Annotated in this window: 18 protein-coding genes; 7 read left to right on the plus strand and 11 right to left on the minus strand. The window is 74.8% G+C overall.

The genetic code is table 11. The features are described from left to right. Positions 1-629: cytochrome P450 (locus ACFXPX_RS39825; RefSeq protein WP_380644798.1), on the plus strand; the 629-nt coding region annotated here is incomplete at its 5' end. Between the two features lie 81 nt (positions 630-710). Beyond that, on the plus strand, positions 711-968 hold the full coding sequence (locus ACFXPX_RS39830) for a hypothetical protein (protein WP_375892885.1): 258 nt from the start codon (positions 711-713) through the stop codon (positions 966-968). 120 nt (positions 969-1,088) lie between these two features. On the opposite strand, the gene ACFXPX_RS39835 is transcribed toward ACFXPX_RS39830, so the two are convergent. Continuing rightward, on the minus strand, positions 1,089-1,898 hold the full coding sequence (locus ACFXPX_RS39835; RefSeq protein WP_380593249.1) for an isocitrate lyase/phosphoenolpyruvate mutase family protein: 810 nt from the start codon (positions 1,896-1,898) through the stop codon (positions 1,089-1,091). A gap of 11 nt (positions 1,899-1,909) precedes the next feature. Then, on the minus strand, positions 1,910-2,398 hold the full coding sequence (locus ACFXPX_RS39840; RefSeq protein ID WP_380531002.1) for a carboxymuconolactone decarboxylase family protein: 489 nt from the start codon (positions 2,396-2,398) through the stop codon (positions 1,910-1,912). 224 nt (positions 2,399-2,622) lie between these two features. On the opposite strand from ACFXPX_RS39840, the gene ACFXPX_RS39845 reads away from it, so the two are divergent. The 4 genes from ACFXPX_RS39845 (at position 2,623) to ACFXPX_RS39860 (ending at position 5,723) form a co-directional block, all read left to right on the plus strand. Beyond that, the gene (locus ACFXPX_RS39845; RefSeq protein WP_380530999.1) at positions 2,623-3,402 is read left to right on the plus strand and encodes an NRDE family protein; all 780 of its coding nucleotides are present in this window, start codon (positions 2,623-2,625) and stop codon (positions 3,400-3,402) included. 207 nt (positions 3,403-3,609) lie between these two features. Then, positions 3,610-3,780 carry a hypothetical protein gene (locus tag ACFXPX_RS39850; protein ID WP_380530997.1) on the plus strand — a complete coding sequence of 57 codons (171 nt, stop codon included), beginning with the start codon at positions 3,610-3,612 and terminating at the stop codon, positions 3,778-3,780. A 136-nt stretch (positions 3,781-3,916) separates the two neighbouring features. Beyond that, a complete protein-coding gene (locus tag ACFXPX_RS39855) occupies positions 3,917-4,834 on the plus strand; it encodes an undecaprenyl-diphosphate phosphatase (RefSeq protein ID WP_380530994.1) in 918 nt (305 codons plus the stop codon). A 151-nt stretch (positions 4,835-4,985) separates the two neighbouring features. Continuing rightward, positions 4,986-5,723, plus strand: a complete 738-nt coding sequence (locus tag ACFXPX_RS39860) for a glucose 1-dehydrogenase (RefSeq protein WP_380644799.1) — start codon at positions 4,986-4,988, stop codon at positions 5,721-5,723. Positions 5,724-5,798: 75 nt separating this feature from the next. On the opposite strand, the gene ACFXPX_RS39865 is transcribed toward ACFXPX_RS39860, so the two are convergent. Next, the gene (locus tag ACFXPX_RS39865) at positions 5,799-6,698 is read right to left on the minus strand and encodes a sigma-70 family RNA polymerase sigma factor (RefSeq protein WP_380644800.1); all 900 of its coding nucleotides are present in this window, start codon (positions 6,696-6,698) and stop codon (positions 5,799-5,801) included. A gap of 186 nt (positions 6,699-6,884) precedes the next feature. Here ACFXPX_RS39865 and ACFXPX_RS39870 point away from each other — a divergent pair, with 186 nt between their 5' ends. Continuing rightward, positions 6,885-8,318 (plus strand): PLP-dependent aminotransferase family protein, encoded by a 1,434-nt coding sequence (locus ACFXPX_RS39870; RefSeq protein ID WP_375892870.1) that lies wholly within the window; start codon positions 6,885-6,887, stop codon positions 8,316-8,318. A 71-nt stretch (positions 8,319-8,389) separates the two neighbouring features. Here the strand turns inward: ACFXPX_RS39870 and ACFXPX_RS39875 are convergent, their stop codons facing one another. The 8 genes from ACFXPX_RS39875 to ACFXPX_RS39910 all read right to left on the minus strand — a co-directional run. After that, positions 8,390-8,596 (minus strand): DUF6126 family protein, encoded by a 207-nt coding sequence (locus tag ACFXPX_RS39875; protein WP_380530986.1) that lies wholly within the window; start codon positions 8,594-8,596, stop codon positions 8,390-8,392. 32 nt (positions 8,597-8,628) lie between these two features. Further along, on the minus strand, positions 8,629-9,273 hold the full coding sequence (locus ACFXPX_RS39880) for a helix-turn-helix domain-containing protein (protein ID WP_375892867.1): 645 nt from the start codon (positions 9,271-9,273) through the stop codon (positions 8,629-8,631). Between the two features lie 71 nt (positions 9,274-9,344). After that, positions 9,345-11,078 (minus strand): pyruvate dehydrogenase, encoded by a 1,734-nt coding sequence (locus tag ACFXPX_RS39885; RefSeq protein ID WP_375892865.1) that lies wholly within the window; start codon positions 11,076-11,078, stop codon positions 9,345-9,347. A 126-nt stretch (positions 11,079-11,204) separates the two neighbouring features. Beyond that, entirely contained in the window at positions 11,205-13,610 is a 2,406-nt protein-coding gene (locus ACFXPX_RS39890; protein ID WP_380530982.1) for a glycoside hydrolase family 65 protein, read from the minus strand. Next, on the minus strand, positions 13,607-14,365 hold the full coding sequence (locus tag ACFXPX_RS39895; RefSeq protein WP_380530979.1) for an HAD family hydrolase: 759 nt from the start codon (positions 14,363-14,365) through the stop codon (positions 13,607-13,609). The genes ACFXPX_RS39890 and ACFXPX_RS39895 overlap by 4 nt, the downstream gene beginning before the upstream one ends. Before the next feature lie 101 nt (positions 14,366-14,466). After that, positions 14,467-15,267: a VOC family protein gene (locus ACFXPX_RS39900; RefSeq protein ID WP_380644801.1), complete on the minus strand. Its 801-nt coding sequence runs from the start codon at positions 15,265-15,267 to the stop codon at positions 14,467-14,469. A gap of 212 nt (positions 15,268-15,479) precedes the next feature. Further along, a complete protein-coding gene (locus ACFXPX_RS39905) occupies positions 15,480-15,929 on the minus strand; it encodes an SRPBCC domain-containing protein (protein ID WP_375892858.1) in 450 nt (149 codons plus the stop codon). Between the two features lie 123 nt (positions 15,930-16,052). After that, the coding region (locus ACFXPX_RS39910) for an LCP family protein (protein ID WP_380644802.1) at positions 16,053-17,754 on the minus strand (1,702 nt) is incomplete at its 5' end.

The following is a 17,754-nucleotide window of genomic DNA, read 5'->3' on the forward strand; positions in this document are numbered from 1 at the left end:
ACCTGGTCGCCGCCAAGCGGGCCGAACCCGGGGACGACCTCACCACCGACCTGATAGCCGTCCGCGAGGCCGGGGACGGGCTCAGCGAGGCCGAACTCGTCGGCACCCTGCTGCTGATGCTGGTGGCCGGGCACGAGACCACGCTCAACCTGATCACCAACGCCGTCCGGGCCCTGCTCGCCCACCCCGACCAGCTGCGACTGGTGCTGGACGGCGCGCAGCCGTGGTCCGCGGTGGTGGAGGAGACGCTGCGCCACGACTCGCCGGTCGGCCAGTTCCCGCTGCGCTACGCGAGCGAGGACATCGAGGTCGGCGACGTGGTGATCCGCCGCGGCGAGGCCCTGCTCGCCTCGTACGCCGCGGCCGGGCGCGACGCCGGGCACTACCCGGACGCCGACCGCTTCGACCTCACCCGGCAGCCCGCCCGGCACCTGTCGCTCGGACACGGCCCGCACTTCTGCCTCGGCTCGGGGCTGGCCCGGCTGGAGGCGGAGACGGCGCTGCGGCACCTGTTCGCCCGGTTCCCGGCGCTGGCCCTGGCGGAGGGCGAACGGCCGGAGCCGATCGGCTCGTTCGTGAGCAACAGCGTACGGACGCTGCGGGTGACGGTCCGGGGGACGGGCGCGTGATGCGAGCCGCCGGAACGGGCGACAGGGGTGACGGTTGCCGCCACCCGGTTACCTGAGGGCGGCCCGGTCGTTCGGCAGGGCATGAAGAAACTCGCCACCCTCGCCGCCCTCACCATGGCGGGCCTCGCCCTCGCCGCCCCGGCGGCCTCCGCCACCAGCCAGGTCGCCAGCTCGCCGGACGCCACCGGCGGCCTCACCGACGGCCTCACCCTCTCCCCCGCCGACCTCGCCCTGCAGACCGCGGGCAAGCTCCCGGTGGTCGGGCACACGGCCGACGAGGTGGAGGCCATCGGCACCAACCAGATGTCCCACCCGGGGCTCAGCGGGCAGATCGGCTGACCCACCCGCCGCCACGGGCCGCCCACCGCACCGGGCCGCCCGGACGTGCGGTGGAGCGGGCGGCCGACCGACCCCCGTCCGGTCCGCCGCCCGCTCCTGTCTGCTGCCCGCCCCCGGGGCTCAGCCCGTGAACAGGCCGTTGAGCTCCGGGTAGGTCAGCCCGCCGTCCAGGGCGGCGTACGTACCACTCCCGTACACCTCTTCGGCCGCCCGGCGGACCGCCGCGTAGGCCACCTTGGCCAGGCCCGGGCCCAGGCTGATCCGGGCCACGCCCAGCTTCGCCAGCTCGGCGACCGTGGGTGCGCCCGGCGCCGCCAGCACGTTCAGCGGGGCCGGGACGGCCGCGACCAGGGCGGCGACGGTCTCCGGGTCGGCGACGCCGGGGACGAACACGCCGTCCGCGCCCGCCTCGACGTACGCCCGCAGCCGGCGGACCGCCTCGTCCAGCCGGCCCTCCGGCTCGCCCAGGCCGTGCAGGAACACGTCGGTCCGGGCGTTCAGGAACAGCGGGACGCCGGCCGCGTCGGCCGCCGCCCGGGCCGCCGCGACCCGCTCCGCGGCCTGCTCCGGGGTGTGGTCCGCGTCCTCCAGGTTCACCCCGACCGCGCCGGTGGCGAGCAGCGCGGTGACGGTCGCGCCGACCCCGGCCGCGGTGTCCGCGTAGCCGCTCTCCAGGTCCGCGGTGACCGGCAGGTCGACCGAGCGGACCACCTCGGCGGTACGGGCCAGCACCTGGTCGCGGTCGGCGCCGCCGCCGTCCGGGCTGCCGAGCGACCAGGACACGCTGGCGCTGGCCGTCGCCAGCGCCCGCGCCCCGGCGCCGGCCACCAGCCGGGCGCTCGCCGCGTCCCACACGTTGGCCAGCACCAGCGGCTCGCCCGGGCGGTGCAGCTCCCGGAGCAGCCGGGCCTTCTCCTGCTGGGTGGTCATCGCGGCCCCGCTCACTTCGCGGCCGGGCTCATGCGGGTGGACACGCCGATCCGGTTCCAGGCGTTGATGGTGGCGATCAGCGCGATCAGCTGGGCCAGTTCGGCCTGCTCGAAGTGCGCGGCGGCCTCGGCGTACACGGCGTCCGGCACGTGCCCCTGGGTGAGCAGGGTGACCGACTCGGTGAGGGCGAGGGCGGCCCGCTCACGGGCGGTGAACCACGGGGTCTCGCGCCAGGCGGGGAGGGAGACCAGGCGGTGGTCCTGCTCGCCGTTCTTGCGGGCGTCGGTGGCGTGCATGTCGATGCAGAAGGCGCAGCCGTTGATCATCGAGGCGTGCACCTTGACCAGCTCGGCGAGGACCGGGTCCAGGCCCTGCCGGGAGGCCCGGTCCACGGCGATCATGGCCTGGTAGAACTCGGGGGCGAGCCGCCCCAGCTGCAGGCGCAGCTCGGGGGCGGGCACGGCGTCGGTCTGGTGGGTCTCGGTCTCGTTCGTCGTCACGGTCGCCAGCCTAGGAGCCGACTGGCCCGTCCCACTGGTGCATTCGCCGCTCGGATCCTTGGGCCACTTCCGGCGCACGAACGGGCGTGCGAGGATCGCTGGTGGATCTTCGGATCCTCGGACCTCCGGATCCTCGCACCTTCCGAGCGGATCGGACCAGGGGGCGGGACCGGCGGATCGGACCGGCAGATCGGACCAGCGGATCGGACCAGGGGGACGGGACCGTGTGCACGGCGTTCATCAGCATCGAACCGGAGGCAGCGGTACCGGTGCTGCTGCTCTCCGTCCGGGACGAGTACCTCGGCCGCGCCTGGCTGCCGCCGGACCACCACTGGCCGCAGCGGCCCGAACTGCTCGGCGGACTGGACCTCGCGGCCGGCGGCACCTGGCTGGCCGTCGACCCCACCCGGCGCACCGCCGCCTGCCTGCTGAACGGCTTCGGCCCGCTCGCCCCCGCCGACAGCAGGCTCAGCCGCGGCGAACTCCCGCTCACCGCCGTCCGCGAGGGCGGGATCGGCCACCTCGACCTGACGCCGTACGACCCCTTCCACCTCGTCCAGGTCCGCCCCGACGGCGCCCGGGTCGCCAGTTGGGGCGGCGGCCGGCTCACCGAGCACGAACTGCCCACCGGGCTCAGCGTGGTGCTCAACGACGGGCTGGAGGGGATGGCGGCCAACCGCACCGCCTCCGAGCGGATCCGCTCGCTGATGGCCGCCCGCGCGGACCACTTCCGGGCCCGGTTCCGCGCCGAGCCCCGGCCGAGCCCCACCGCCGACGGCCCGACCGAGCGGGCCTGGGGCGGCTGGCTGCCGGTCGTCACCGGCGACGGGCTGGCGCCGGACGAGGACGCCGCGCTGATCCAGCGCCGGGACTTCGGCGACGGGCGGATCTGGGGCTCCTCCTCGATCTCCCTGCTGGCACTCGGGCCGGACCTGCTGCGCTACGACTTCGCGACCGCCCCGGTGCCCGCCGACGGGTCGGGGTGGCGGCGGGTGGAGGCCTGACCGGGACGGACGTGCGTCCAGGTCGTACGTCCGACCGACACGGACGTCCGAGACGGACGTACGTCCCGGCCGGCCGCCCGCGAGCGATCCGGACGTCCGAGACGGACGTACGTCCGGACCGGGTCCCGGAAAAGGACTTGAAGCTGACGCTGCGGGAGGCTGCATCGTAGGGCTCCGTCGACCCCTCGCCCCCGTAGGAGGCGCCCGATGGACCGCCCGCCCCGCACGCCCCGCCGGTCCGCCCTGCTGGCCGTCGCCCTGCCGCTGCTGGGCGTCCCGCTCGCCGCGACCGCCGGTCTGCTGCTCGGCGCCGCCGTGCACCGGAGCGTGCCGTTCGGCAGTCTGCTGGGCGCCCTGGCCGGCGCGCTGTTCGGCTGAGTCCGGGCCCGGTGACGCCCGGACATACGCTCGATGAACTTCTGGGAGCGGGCCTGCCAGGCGTCTACATGCCCGTAGTAGCTTCGCGGTGGCCACCGGGATCGGGCGGCCGCAGACCCCCGAGCGAAGGTGCGCGATGTCCACCCTGACCTACCCGGAAGCGATAGGCGTCGGCCTGCTGCAGGGTGTGACGGAACTCTTTCCGGTCTCCAGCCTGGGCCACAGCATCCTGCTTCCGGCCGTGCTCGGCGGGAAGATCCAGCAGGACCTCGACATGACCGCCGACGGCTCCCCCTACCTCGCCGCGCTGGTCGCCCTGCACCTGGCCACCGCGCTCGCCCTGGTGGTGTTCTTCCGGCGGGACTGGGTCCGGGTGGTCAGCGGCCTGGTCAGCTCGATCCGGCACCGCCGGGTGCAGACCCGGGACGAGAAGCTCACCTGGCTGCTCATCATCTCCACCATCCCGGTCGGCGTGGCCGGACTCGTGCTGGAGAAGGCCCTGCGGCACGCCCTCGGCAAGCCGCTGCCCGCCGCGGTATTCCTCGCCCTCAACGGCCTGGTGCTGCTCGGCGCCGAACGGCTCAAGCGCGGCGGCAGCGGCCGCCGCCGGGCCGGGTACGCCGCCCCCGTCGACGAGCCCGGCCTCGACCCGGCGACCGCCTCCGACGTCCGGCTGACCAGGCTCGGCTACGGCCAGGGCGCCTGGATCGGCGCCGCCCAGATCCTCGCGCTGTTCCCCGGCATCAGCCGCTCCGGCGTCACCATGAGCGCCGGCATCCTGCGCGGGCTGCACCACGAGGACGCCGCCCGGTTCTCCTTCCTGCTCGCCACCCCGGTCATCCTGGCCGCCTCGGTGCTGAAGGTGCCCGAGCTGTTCAAGCCGGAGAACTCCTCCGTGCTCGGCCCGGTCGCGGCCGGCAGCGTCGCCGCCTTCGTGGCCGGCTACATCTCGGTGCGCTTCCTCACCAAGTACTTCGAGACCCGCAGCCTGACCCCGTTCGCGGTGTACTGCTTCCTGGCCGGCCTCGGCAGCGCGATCTACCTCTCGGTCTGAGCCCCCTCCCGCGGCTCCGACAGCCCACAGTCGGCCCCGCCGGAAATCCCGCGCGCCGAACGGCCGCCTCGGCGACCATGTCACCGGCAGGACAGGCGACTTCGCGAGAGGTGGAACGGTGGCAGGAACGGCGGCAGGACAGGTGCGCAGGGTGGCCGAGGGCAGGGCGGCGGTCGTCACGGGCGGCTCGCGGGGCATCGGACGGGCGATCGTCGAGCGGCTGGCGCGCGAGGGCGCGGACGTCGTCCTCGGCTACGCCACCGACCGGGCGGCCGCCGAGGCGGTGGTCGACGCGGTGGCGGCGGGCGGCGGACGCGCCTGGGCCGTACCGGCCGACCTCGCCGAACCGGGCGCCGCCGAGCGGCTGATGGCCACGGCCGAGGAGCGGCTCGGCGGGCTGGACATCCTGGTGAACAACGCCGCGCGGTCCTTCACCCCCACCCCGCTCGCGGACCTCGACGACACGGCCTTCGACGCCGTCCTGGCCGTCAACACCCGCGCCGTGTTCGCCACCGTCCGCTACGCGGCCCGCCGGATGCGCGACGGCGGACGGATCGTCAACATCTCCAGCGTGAACACCGTGCGCCCCGTCCCCGGCATCGCCGCGTACGCCGCCAGCAAGGGCGCCGTCGAACAGCTCACCGCCGTCGCCGCGGCCGAACTCGGCCCGCGCGGCATCACCGTCAACACCGTCTCCCCCGGCGCCACCGACACCGACCTGCTGCGTGCCGCCAACCCGCCCGAGGCGCTCGACCGGGTCGCGGGCCTGACCCCGCTGCGCCGGCTCGGACAGCCCGAGGACATCGCCGACGTGGTCGCCTTCCTGGCCGGGCCGGACGCCCGCTGGGTCACCGGGCAGAACCTCCGGGCCACCGGCGGCCTGGGCTGACCGACGGCGCACCGACGGCGCACCGACGACAACCCGCGGGCCGTACGGCGAACTGCCGTACGGCCCGCGGGCGTTCTACCCGGTGAGCCCCAGGGCGGCCAGCCGGTCCGGGTCGGTGAGGACGTCCAGTCCGGTGATCCGGCCGCGGTGGATCGTGAAGGACATGACCGACAGCGGGCGGCCCCCGGCGAAGGACACCACGCCGGGCGAGCCGTTGACCAGCACCAGGCGCCCGTCGGCGGCGAACCGGGCGAAGGCGATCGCCTGGGCGGCGACCTCGGCCGCGCCCCGGCGCAGCACGCTCGGCACCAGCGGGCCGCCGTCGGACCGGGCGACCACCTCCGGGTCCAGCACCGTCAGCAGGGCGTCGAAGTCCCCGCCCCGGGCGGCGGCCAGGAAGGCCTCCACCACCGTGCGCTTGAGCCCGTCGTCGGTGTCGCCGGCCGGGGTGGCGCCCTGCACCCGGCGGCGGGCGCGGCTGGCCAGTTGGCGGGTCGAGGCGGCGGTCCGGCCGAGCACCTCGGCGATCCCGTCGAAGGGCACGTCGAACAGGTCGTGCAGCACGAAGGCCACCCGCTCCGCCGGGGAGAGCGTCTCCAGCACCACCATCAGCGCGATCCCCACCGAGTCCGCGACCAGGATCCCGTGCACCGGGTCCAGCGCCGCCGACCCGCTCACCACCGGATCCGGCAGCCGCACCCGCCCCTCCTGCTGCTCGGGCAGCGGGTCCTCCCGCCGGGAGGCCCGGGAGCGCAGCTGGTCCAGACAGATCCGGCCGACCACCGTGGTCAGCCAGGCCCCGAGGTTGCGCAGCTCGCCCGTGTCACCGCGGCTCAGCCTGAACCACGCCTCCTGGACGGCGTCCTCCGCCTCGGCGACCGAGCCCAGCATCCGGTAGGCCACGGACCGCAGTTGGGGCCGCTCCGCCTCGAACCGCGCGGCCAGCAGCTCCGCTCCGGAGTTCTCCTCGCCCATCTGTCACATCCTCGTCTCGGCACCCGTCGGATCGATGACGGACACCGACCGCCCACCCCGACGGTCCCACCGGCCCGACCGGCCCCACCAGCCCCGACGACCCCACCCGATTCTGCCGAACCCGAGGGAGGACGGCCACCGCTTCGAGCACATCGGCACCCGCCGCGACAGGCGAGAATGGGGCCCGTGAACGGCTCCTGGACCGCCTTCGGCGGCGATCTGCATCTGGACCTCACCGGGCGGCGCGCTGCCGGCGCCGGGCTGCGGGCGGCGCTGGAGGACGCGCTGCGCGAGGCAGTGCAGGACGGGCGGCTGGCGCCCGGGACGCGGCTGCCGTCCTCGCGGGCGCTCGGGGAGGACCTCGGGATCGCCCGCAACACGGTGGTCGAGGCGTACGGGCAGCTCGCCGCCGAGGGGTGGCTCAGCTCGCGGCAGGGGTCCGGCACCACCGTCGCGCGGCGGGCCGTGCCGGTGCGGGGCACGCGGTCCGCGCCCGCCGGGGGGCGGCGGCCGAGCGTCCGGCACGACCTGATGTCCGGGCGGCCCGACCTCTCGCTGTTCCCCCGCAACGCCTGGCTGGCCGCGGCCCGCCGGGCCCTCGCCACCGCACCGCACGACGCGTTCGGCTACGGCAGCCCGCTGGGCCGGATCGAACTGCGCGAGGCGCTGACCGACTACCTGGCCCGGGTCCGCGGGGTCCGCACCGACCCGGACCACCTGCTCGTGTGCAGCGGCTTCCAGCAGGGCCTGGGGCTGCTGTGCGCGGCGTTGAAGGAGCGCGGGGCCCGTTCGCTCGCGGTGGAGGCGTACGGGCTGCCGCCGCAGCACGCCGTGGTGCGGGCCGCCGGGCTGGCGACCGTCCCGCTGCCGCTGGACTGCGAGGGCGCGCTGGTCGACCGGCTGGACGCCGGCCCCGCCGCCGCCCTGCTCACCCCCGCCCACCAGTTCCCGACCGGCGCGCCGCTGTCCGCCGACCGGCGGGCGGCCGCGGTGCGGTGGGCGCGCGAGCAGGACCGGTACGTGATCGAGGACGACTACGACGGCGAGTTCCGCTACGACCGGCAGCCGCTCGGCGCGATGCAGGCCCTCGACCCGGAGCGGGTGGTGTACGCGGGCACCGCCGCCAAGAGCCTGGCCCCGGGCCTGCGGCTGGCCTGGCTGGCCCTGCCGGACGCGCTGGTCGAACCGGTCGCCCGGTCGAAGGTGCTCGCGGACACGATGTCCCCGGTGCTGGACCAGCTGACCCTGGCCGAGCTGATCACCTCGGGGACGTACGACCGGCACGTGCGGCGCTGCCGGCTGCACTACCGGCGCCGCCGGGACCGGCTGGTCGCCGCGCTCGCCGAGCACGCCCCGCAGGTCGAGATCACCGGCATCGCGGCCGGACTGCACGCCGTCCTGCAACTCCCGCCCGGCGCGACGCCGGAGGCGGAGCTGCTGGCCCGCGCCGAGGCCGCCGGACTGGCCCTCAGCGGCCTCGACCGGCACCGCGCCGACCCGGCGACGCCGGGGGCGGAGCAGGAGACCGGGCCCGCGCTGGTGATCGGCTACGGGTCCCCGCCGGAGCACGCCTTCCCGGCGGCCCTGGAGGCCCTCTGTCGAGTGCTCCGCGACGCCTGACCGCGCCGGGCGGTCGGACGGGCGCCCGCCTCCGACGGGGGCGGAGACGGACGCCCGGCAGGTGGGGTCACCTACTTGTTGCGGGTGCCCAGTTCGAACAGCAGGATGATGAACCCGGCGAAGAGGTGGCAGCCCACGGTGTAGATCACCAGGCGGTGGTAGACCCGCTTGTTGGCCCACTTGCCGGCGTCGACGGTCTTCGGGCCGGCGGCGGTGTCGGGGGCACCGACGGCACCGGTGGTGGCGGCGGCGGTGTCGGCGGTGGTGGGATCGGCCATGGTGATCTCCTCCGAGGTGTTCTGACGGCTGGTCAGTGGCTCGCGGCGGGGCCGCCGCCGAGGCAGAGTTCGCCGCCGGGGCTCTGCAACAGGGTGTGGACGAAGAGCAGTTCGACGCCGGTGCCGGATGCGGCGGCGATGCAGTGCGGGGTGAGCGAGTCGTAGTGCGCGGAGTCGCCGGGGGCGAGGTGGTGGACGCGGTCGCCGAGGGTGACCCGCAGTTCCCCGCGCAGGACGTACAGCCACTCCTCGCCGGGGTGGACCCGGACCACCTCGTCCTGGACGCCCGGCGGGACGAACACCCGTAGGGCCTGCATGGCGCGGCCGGGGGCGCCGGCCCGGCGGTAGCCCCAGCCGCCGGCCCGGCCGGGCTCGATGGCGCCGCCGCGGACCACCGGGTCCGGTTCGACCAGGGCCTCGCCGAGCAGCCCGGAGACCGAGGTGCCGTAGGCGCGGGCCAGGCCGAGCAGGACGGGCAGCGAGGGCTGGCGGCGGCCGGTCTCCAGCCGGGACAGATAGGCTGGGGAGAGGCCGATCCGGCCCGCGGCGACCTCCAGGGTGAGGCGGCTGCTGAGCCGGTGCTCGCGGAGGCGGGCGGCGAGGCCGGCGACCTCCTGGTCGTCGAGCCGGCCGTCGTCGGCGGGAGTGCCGGTGGCACCGGTGGTGCTGCTGCTCATGCGTCCAGTGGACACCCGCCCTGCCGCAGGGGCAAGAAACTTGCCTCAGGGGCAAACCGCTCCGAGGGGGCTCACGGCCGGGGGATGTTCCGCAGGTTGCTGCGCGCCAGGTCGACCATCCGCCCGACCCCGCCGGACAGCACCGTCCGCCCGGCGGCCAGCGCGAAGCCCTTCACCTGGGCGGCGGTGATCCGCGGCGGGATGGACAGCGCGTTGGGGTCGGTGACCACGTCCACCAGGGCCGGTCCGGGCCGTTCCAGCGCCTCCGCCAGCACCTCCCGGACCCTGGCCGGCTCGGTGACCCGCTTGGCCGGGATGCCCATCGCCCGGGCGATGCCCGCGTAGTCCACGTCCCCGTTGTCGATCTCGTACTCCGGGTAGCCGGAGACCAGCATCTCCAGCTTGATCATGCCGAGCGCGCCGTTGTTGAGGACCACCGTCTTCACCGGCAGCCGGTGCTTGGCCACCGTGAGCAGTTCGCCGAGCAGCATGCCGATCCCGCCGTCGCCCGCCATCGCGATCACCTGCCGCCCGGGGCAGGCGAGTTGGGCGCCGATCGCGTGCGGGAGGGCGTTCGCCATCGAGCCGTGCAGGAAGGAGCCGATCACCCGGCGGCGGCCGTTCGGCCGGAGGTAGCGGGCGGCCCAGACGTTGTTCATCCCGGTGTCCACGGTGAACACCGCGTCCTCGGCGGCGACGTCGTCCAGCACCGAGGCGACGTACTCCGGGTGGATCGGCAGGTGCTTCTCGATGTCCCGGGTGTAGGCGCCGATCACGTCCTCCAGCGACTTGCAGTGCTTGCGCAGCAGGCCGTCCAGGAAGGAGCGGTCCGGCTTCGCCTCCAGCAGCGGCAGGACGGCCCGCAGGGTGGCCGCGACGTCGCCGTGCACGGCCAGCTCCAGGGCGGTGCGCCGGCCCAGCCTGGTCGCGTCGTGGTCGACCTGGACGGTGTGCGCCTGCGGCAGGAAGGAGTCGTACGGGAAGTCGGTGCCGAGCAGCAGCACCAGGTCGGCGGAGTGCAGCGCCTCGTGGCAGGCGCCGTAGCCGAGCAGTCCGCTCATCCCGACGTCGTACGGGTTGTCGAACTGGATCCACTCCTTGCCGCGCAGCGAGTGCCCGACCGGCGCGTGCAGCGCCTCGGCGACCGCCATCACCTCGGCGTGCGCCCCGCGCACCCCGGCACCGCAGAACAGGGTGACCCGGCGGGCCGCGTTCAGCAGCCGGGCCAGCTCCCGCACCTGGGACCAGGGCGGCGCGGCCACCGCCTGCTCGGTGAGGAAGTGGCTGCTGCCGGTCGGCCCGGCGGCGGGCAGGGCGGCGACGTCCCCGGGGAAGGCGAGCACCGAGACGCCGTGCGAACCCAGCGCGTGCTGGATGCCGACCCGCAGCAGCCGGGGCAGCTGGGCGGGGGTGGAGAGCATCTCGCACCAGTTGCTGCAGTCGGTGAACACCCGCTCGGGGTGGGTCTCCTGGAAGAAGCCGGTGCCGATCTGCCCGGACGGGATGTGCGAGGCCAGCGCGAGCACCGGCAGGCCGCTGCGCTGGGCGTCGTACAGGCCCTGGATCAGGTGGGTGTTGCCGGGGCCGCAGGAGCCGGCGCAGACCGCCAGCCGGCCGCTGAGCTCGGCCTCGGCGGCGGCCGCGAAGGCACCGGCCTCCTCGTTGCGCACGTGCACCCAGCCGATGCCGTCCGCCCGGCGGATCGCGTCGACGACCGGGTTGAGGCTGTCCCCGACGACGCCGTAGACCCGCTCCACCCCGGCCTGCCGGAGCACCTCCACCATCTGTTCGGCCACCGTCGCCACGGGCGCACCCCTTCGCCGGGCGCCGGGCTCGGCCGGGCGCCGGTTGTCACCGGACGTGCCCACCCTCCGAGGTGCGGGCCCGCCCCGCATCCGGAGCGGGCCCGAACAGGCGAGCGACCGGCGCGGCTACTCCGCCGCCAGGTGGTCCTGCTGGCCGAGCTTGCCGGCCACCAGGCCCGCCTGGGGCTGGCGGCGGGCCGGCTCGCGCCCCGGGGGCTGGGCGCAGCGCTCCTGGGCGGGCGGGACGGTGGTGGGCAGGGTGACCGGGGTGCCGGCCTTGACCTGGACCGTCTCGCCGTCGTGCCGCAGGTGGATCACCTCGCCGCGGCGCAGGGTGTAGGTGGTGCCCTCGTGGGTGATCCGGACGCCGAGCAGGTGGCCGCGGACCAGCAGCGAGAAGCTCAGCCGCATCAGCCCGGAGGGCAGCCGGGGCCGGAAGTCCAGCGTCTCCCCGTGGTCGCGCAGCCCGCCGAAGCCGGCCACCAGGGCGATGCAGGCCCCGGCGAGCGAGGCCATGTGCAGGCCGTCGCGGGTGTTGCCGCCGAGGTCGTGGAGGTCCATCAGGGCGGCCTCGGCGGTGTAGTCGTAGGCGAGGTCGAGCTGCCCGACCTCGGCGGCGATCACGGCCTGGGTGCAGGCGGAGAGCGAGGAGTCCCGGACGGTGAGCCGCTCGTAGTAGGCGAAGTTGCGGGCCTTCTGCTCGTCGGTGAAGGCGTCGCCGCGGACCTGCATGGCGAGCACCAGGTCGGCCTGCTTGACCACCTGCTTGCGGTACAGGTCGAAGTACGGGTAGTGCAGCAGCAGCGGGTACTTCTCCGGCGGGGTGCCCTCGAAGTCCCAGACCTGGTGGTGGGTGAAGCCGTCGGCCTGGGGGTGGACGCCGAGGTCCGCGTCGTACGGGACGTACATCGCGGCGGCGGCGTCGCGCCAGGCGGCGGTCTCCTCGGTGTCCACGCCGAGCGCGTCGGCCTCGCGCGGGTGGCGGACGGCGGCCTCGGCGGCGGCGCGCAGGTTCGTCTGCGCCATCAGGTTGGTGTAGACGTTGTTGTCGGCGACGGCGCTGTACTCGTCGGGGCCGGTGACGCCCTCGATCCGGAACCGGCCGGCGCTGTCGTGGTGGCCGAGCGAGCGCCACATCCGGGCGGTCTCCACCAGGAGTTCGAGGCCGTACTCGCGCTCGAACTCCGCGTCCCCGGTGGCCCGGACGTAGCGGGCCACGGCGGCGGCGATGTCGGCGCCGATGTGGAAGGCCGCGGTGCCGGCCGGCCAGTACCCGGAGCACTCCTCGCCGCGGATCGTCCGCCAGGGGAACACGGCGCCGGCCAGGCCGAGTTGGGCGGCGCGTTCGCGGGCCAGCGGGAGCGTGGTGTGCCGCCAGCGCAGGGCCTGGTTGACGGCGCCGGGCAGGCAGTAGGTGAGCACCGGCAGGACGAAGGTCTCGGTGTCCCAGAAGCTGTGCCCGTCGTAGCCCGGGCCGGTCAACCCCTTGGCGGGGATGGCGCGTTCCTCGCTGCGGGCGCCGGCCTGGAGGACGTGGAAGACGGCGAACCGGACGGCCTGCTGGAGTTCGACGTCGCCCTCGATCTCGACGTCGCTGGTCTCCCAGAACTCCCTGAGGTAGTCGGCCTGTTCGGCGACCAGGCCGTCCCAGCCGGTGTACCGGGCGGCGTTCAGCGCGGCCTCGACCTGGTCCCGGACGGCGGGCAGCGAGCGGGTGCCGGACCAGCCGTAGGACATGAACTTGACCAGCCGCAGCCGCTGTCCGGGGGCGAGCACGGTGGTGACGCTGATCCGGCAGTGGTCGGCCTCGGCCTCGGCGACGGTGTCCAGCCGCTCCGGGCCCTCGATGACGTGGTCCATCCCGGCGGCGACCCGGATGCCGCTGAACCGGGTGCGGTGCACCAGGACGGCCTTGGTGCCGCTCGCGTGGTGCGCCTCGGCCTGCAGCGGCGCCTCCAGCACGGCGGCGGCCCGCGGGTCCCCCTCGGGACCGCCGGGCAGCTGCTCGTTGGCGACCAGTTCGGACTGGAGCACGATCCGCACCGGCCCGTCCACCGCCTCGACGGTGTACTCCACGGCGGCGATGGCCCGTTGGGTGAGCGAGACCAGCCGGGAGGAGCGCACCCGGATGGTCCGCCCGGCCGGGGAGGTCCATTCGCACTCGCGGTGCAGCAGTCCCTCGCGGAAGTCCAACCAGCGGGTGTGGCCGACCAGTTCGCCGTAGCGCAGGTCGAAGGGCTCGTCGTCCACCAGCAGCCGGATGATCTTGCCGTTGGTGATGTTGATGACGCTCTGGCTGGACTCCGGGTAGCCGTAGCCGCCCTCGCCGTAGGGCAGCGGCCGCAGTTCGAAGACGCCGTTGAGGTAGGTGCCGGGAAGGCCGTGCGGCTCACCCTCGTCCAGGTTGGCGCGCAGGCCGATGTGGCCGTTGGAGAGCGCGAAGACGGACTCGGCGCGGGCCAACGAGGCCGGGTCCAGGCCGTGTTCGGTGATCTGCCAGGGGTCGATGGCGAAGTTGTCGGCGGGACTCATGACGTCGCCCCCTCGTCGTCCGACAGCAGCTCGGCGAGGTCGTCGACGACCACGGTGGCGCCGTCGCGGCGCAGTTCGGCGGCCTGCCCGGTGCGGTTGACCCCGACCACCGCGCCGAAGCCGCCGGCCCGGCCGGAGGCGACCCCGGCCAGCGCGTCCTCGAAGACGGCGGCGTGCGCGGGCTCGACGCCCAGCTCGCGGGCGGCGTACAGGTAGGTGTCCGGGGCGGGCTTGCCGGGCAGGGACCGCTGCTTGGCGACCACGCCGTCCACGATCACGTCGAAGAGGTCCAGGATGCCCGCCGAGCGCAGCACGTCCCGGCAGTTGGCGCTGGAGGAGACCACCGCGCGGGGCAGTCCCAGCGCGCGCAGCCGGTGCACGTAGGCGACCGAGCCCTCGTACGGGGCGACGCCCTGCTCGCGGATCAGCCGCAGCACGGTGTCGTTCTTGGCCCGGCTGACGCCCTGCACGGTGCGGGTGTTCGGCGGGTCGTCCTCGGTGCCCTCGGGCAGGTCGATGCCCCGGCTCCGCAGGAAGGCCCGGGTGCCGTCCAGGCGCGGGCGGCCGTCCACGTAGGTGTCGTAGTCGGTGACGGCGTCGAAGGGGACGAACGGCCCGCCGGTGCGGGCGGCTTCGGCGCGCAGGAAGGCGTCGAAGGTGTCCTTCCAGGCCGCGGCGTGCACGGTCGCGGTCCGGGTGAGCACCCCGTCGAGGTCGAAGAGGAAAGCGCGGATGTCGTCCGGTAGCCCCAGCATGGGTGCAGTCTGCCCCGGGAACGCGGGGGATGCCGCCCATTCCCGGCGGCGCGTCGCCGGAAGGGCGGCATCCGGTCGCCCACCGCGTCCGGGGGCGGCGGTTACGGCGAGTCCGGCATCTGCGCCTCGGGCGACTGGACGACGGCGAACAGCGCGCCCTGCGGGTCCCTGACCACGGCCATCCGGCCGGACTGCATGTCGAACGGCGGCTGGAGCACCGAACCGCCGGCCTTGACCAGGGCGTCCACCGTGGAGTCGGCGTCGTCCACCGAGAAGTACACCATCCAGTGCGAGGGGGTGCCGGACTCCAGGTACCCGGGGACCGCCTGCATGCCGCCCACCGTGCGGTCGCCGACGTTCAGCGAGTAGTAGCCGTCCATGCCCTGGATGGTGGCCGGGCGCAGTCCGAGGGCCGGCTGGTAGAAGCGGCCGGCCGCCTCGGTGTCGGCGGTGTTCAGCTCGTTCCAGACCAGCGCGCCGGGCTCGTTGACGACGCCCGCGCCGATGAAGTCCATCGCCTGCCAGACCCCGAACACCGCGCCGGTCGGGTCGGCGGCGACCAGCATCCGGCCGACCGTGCCGACGTCCATCGGCGGGTAGACCACCGTGCCGCCGGCCCCGGTGATGGCGGCGCCGGCCGCGTCGGCGTCGTCCGAGGCCAGGTAGGTGGTCCAGCCGACCGGCGGCAGCGGCCGGCCCTCGGGCGCGGACCGCGCCATGATCCCGGCGACCGGGCGGCCGTTGAGGGTGCACACGGCGTAACCGCCGAACTCGGCCGGGCCGAGCTCGCCCTGCCAGCCGAACAGGTCGCGGTAGAAGTCGAGCGCGGCCTGCTGGTCGCTCGCCATCAGGTCGATCCAGCACGGGGTGCCGGGCTGGTACGGATCGGTCACTAGGGGCATCGCTGGGCCTCCCGGAGGCGGTGGTGGCCGGCTGGGGTCGTCGGGCGGGCGGGCCCGGCCCGACCGGTACCGCCGTCCGCGCGGACGGCGGTACGACGGCGGTACACCGCCCACCCTCAGCCCGGCGCCGCGTTCCCGCCACCGGACGGCGCCCTGGTGGGCGACCGGTGGCGGGACGGCGGCCCGGCGGCGGCCGGACGGTGGCCGGGCGGTCACTCCTCGTCGTGGCGCAGGGCGGTGACGAACAGCGGCTGCGCCTTGCCGCTCTGCGCGTAGTCCTTGAGCCGGACCAGCAGTTCGGCCCAGGTGCCGGCCACCATCGGGACGCCCTCCTCGCTGCCCGGCTGCCAGCCGCCGTGCCGGAACAGCAGCCGGGTGCGGCCGGGGTCGCCGGGCCGGTCGGCGAGCTCCCAGCTGATCCAGGTGCCGGCCCAGTGCGGCGGGAAGGCCCCGGTGTTGGCCCACAGCACCCGGTCCCGGTCGGCCCGCTCGCGGCGCAGCCGGAACGGCTCGGGGACCCCGGGGAAGTCGAACAGCAGCACCTCGCCCTCGCGGCCCACCCCGGTGGTCCACCAGCCGGTCAGCCCGTCGTGCGTGTTGAGCGCGGCCAGGACGGCGTCCCGGGAGGCGGCGATGTCGAACTGCATGGCGATCTCGGGCATGGGTCCGCCCTTTCGGTGCCGGCGACCGGTGGGCCCCCCGCTACCGCCACCATGGCACGACCCCCGGGGCCACGCGCTCCGGGGGTCGTGCGGTCGGTCCGGCCGGTCGTCCGGCGGGTGGGATCAGCCGCCGCTGCCGTAGGTGGTGTTGGCGCAGATGTCGTCGTCCGCCGAGCGGGCGTCGTTGGTGACGGTGGTGGGCAGCGGCTGCGCGGGCGTCTGGGCGCCGGGGGTGGCGGCGGCACCGGACGCGCCGGCCCCCATGCCGTTGGCCGCGGCGAAGTCCTGGCCGACGATCAACGAGATGCCGCGGGAGCTGCCGGGCTCCAGGCTGGCGCCCGGGAACAGCGCGGCGAGCTTCTCGGCGTTCGCCTTCTGGCTGGAGCCGTACTCGATGGTGGTGGTCTTGTACTTGGTGCTGGCCGCCTGACCCGCCGTACTGGCCGAGTACTTGGCGCCCTTGAGCAGGTCGGTCGCCTTGCCGGCCAGGCCGTTGACGGCCGTGCCGTTGTAGACCGCGACCTTGACCGAGGCGTTGGAGGCGTCCGCGGCCGCCGCGGCGGAGGTGGCGGCCGCGGTCGGCTGGGGGGCGGCGCTCGGGCTGGCGCCGGCGTCCGGCTGCTGGCCGGTGGCGTTCTGGCCGTCGATGGTCTGGTCGGCCTTGAGGGTCTCCCAGAGCTTGTTGGAGTCCGGCTGGACCAGGTCGATGTTGGCGTCCTGGGTGCGGTAGCGCCAGGGCGCGGTCACGAACTTGAGGTCGTGCATGTCGATGTTCTTCAACGACAGGCCGAAGGAGAGCAGCTTGTCCGCGGAGTCCAGCCCCGGGTCGACGGTCAGCGACTTGGTGGCCGCGTCGGCCAGCGGCAGCAGGTTGGTAGGGCTGAGCCCCTCCTTCTTCATCTTGGTGGCGAGCGAGCTCATGAAGGCCTGCTGGCGCTTCATCCGGCCGATGTCGGAGCCGTCGCCGATACCGTGCCGCAGCCGGACGTAGTCGAGCGCCTGCTGCCCCTGGACGGACTGCTTGCCCTGCGGGAGGACGAGGTTGCCCTTCTTGTGCAGGTTGGGGTTGATGTCGCCCTCGTAGATCGCCTTCGGCAGGCAGACGTCCACGCCGTTGACGGCCTTGGTCATCGCGGAGAAGCCGTTGAAGTCGACCACCATGGTGTGGTCGACCCGGATGCCGGTCACCTTCTCCACCGTGTTCTGGGTGCAGGCCGGGTTGCCGCCGTCGCTGCCGCCGACCGAGAAGGCGGCGTTGAACAGGTCGTTGCCGCCCTTGGTCCACTTGCCGTTGGGGAGCTTGCAGGAGGGGATCGGCACGATCGCGTTGCGCGGGATCGAGATGCCCACGGCGTGCTTGTGGTCGGCGTAGACGTGCAGCAGGATCGTGGTGTCCGAGCGGGCGCCGCCGTCCTCGCCGCCGCCGAGGTCGGAGTTGTTGCCGCCGCGGCTGTCGGAGCCGATCAGCAGCACGTTCACCGGCTTGTTGCCGTCCGCGTCGGCCTTGGCCTCGGGCGGGCGGTCGGTGGCTATCGCGTCGGCGTCGAAGGACTTGATGTTGGCGTTCAGCTTGTAGTAGATCGCGCCGCCGGCGCCCGCGATCAGCACCAGCACGCCGGCCGCGGACCAGGCGACGATCTTCTTCACGTTCTTCTTGGGCTTGGCGCCGCGCCGCGCCGCCGCCCGTCCGCCCGCGCCGCCCGCGCCGCCGGAGGTTCCGGAGCCGCCGTCCGCCCGGCCGCCGCCCTTGCCCTGGGCGGCGCGGGGGGCCCCGGCCCCGCGCCCCGGCCGCCGCCCCGGGCCGCCCCCCCCCCCCCCCGGCCGG

It is taken from the genome of Kitasatospora sp. NPDC059146, from assembly GCF_042786665.1.
Lineage (GTDB): Bacteria > Actinomycetota > Actinomycetes > Streptomycetales > Streptomycetaceae > Kitasatospora.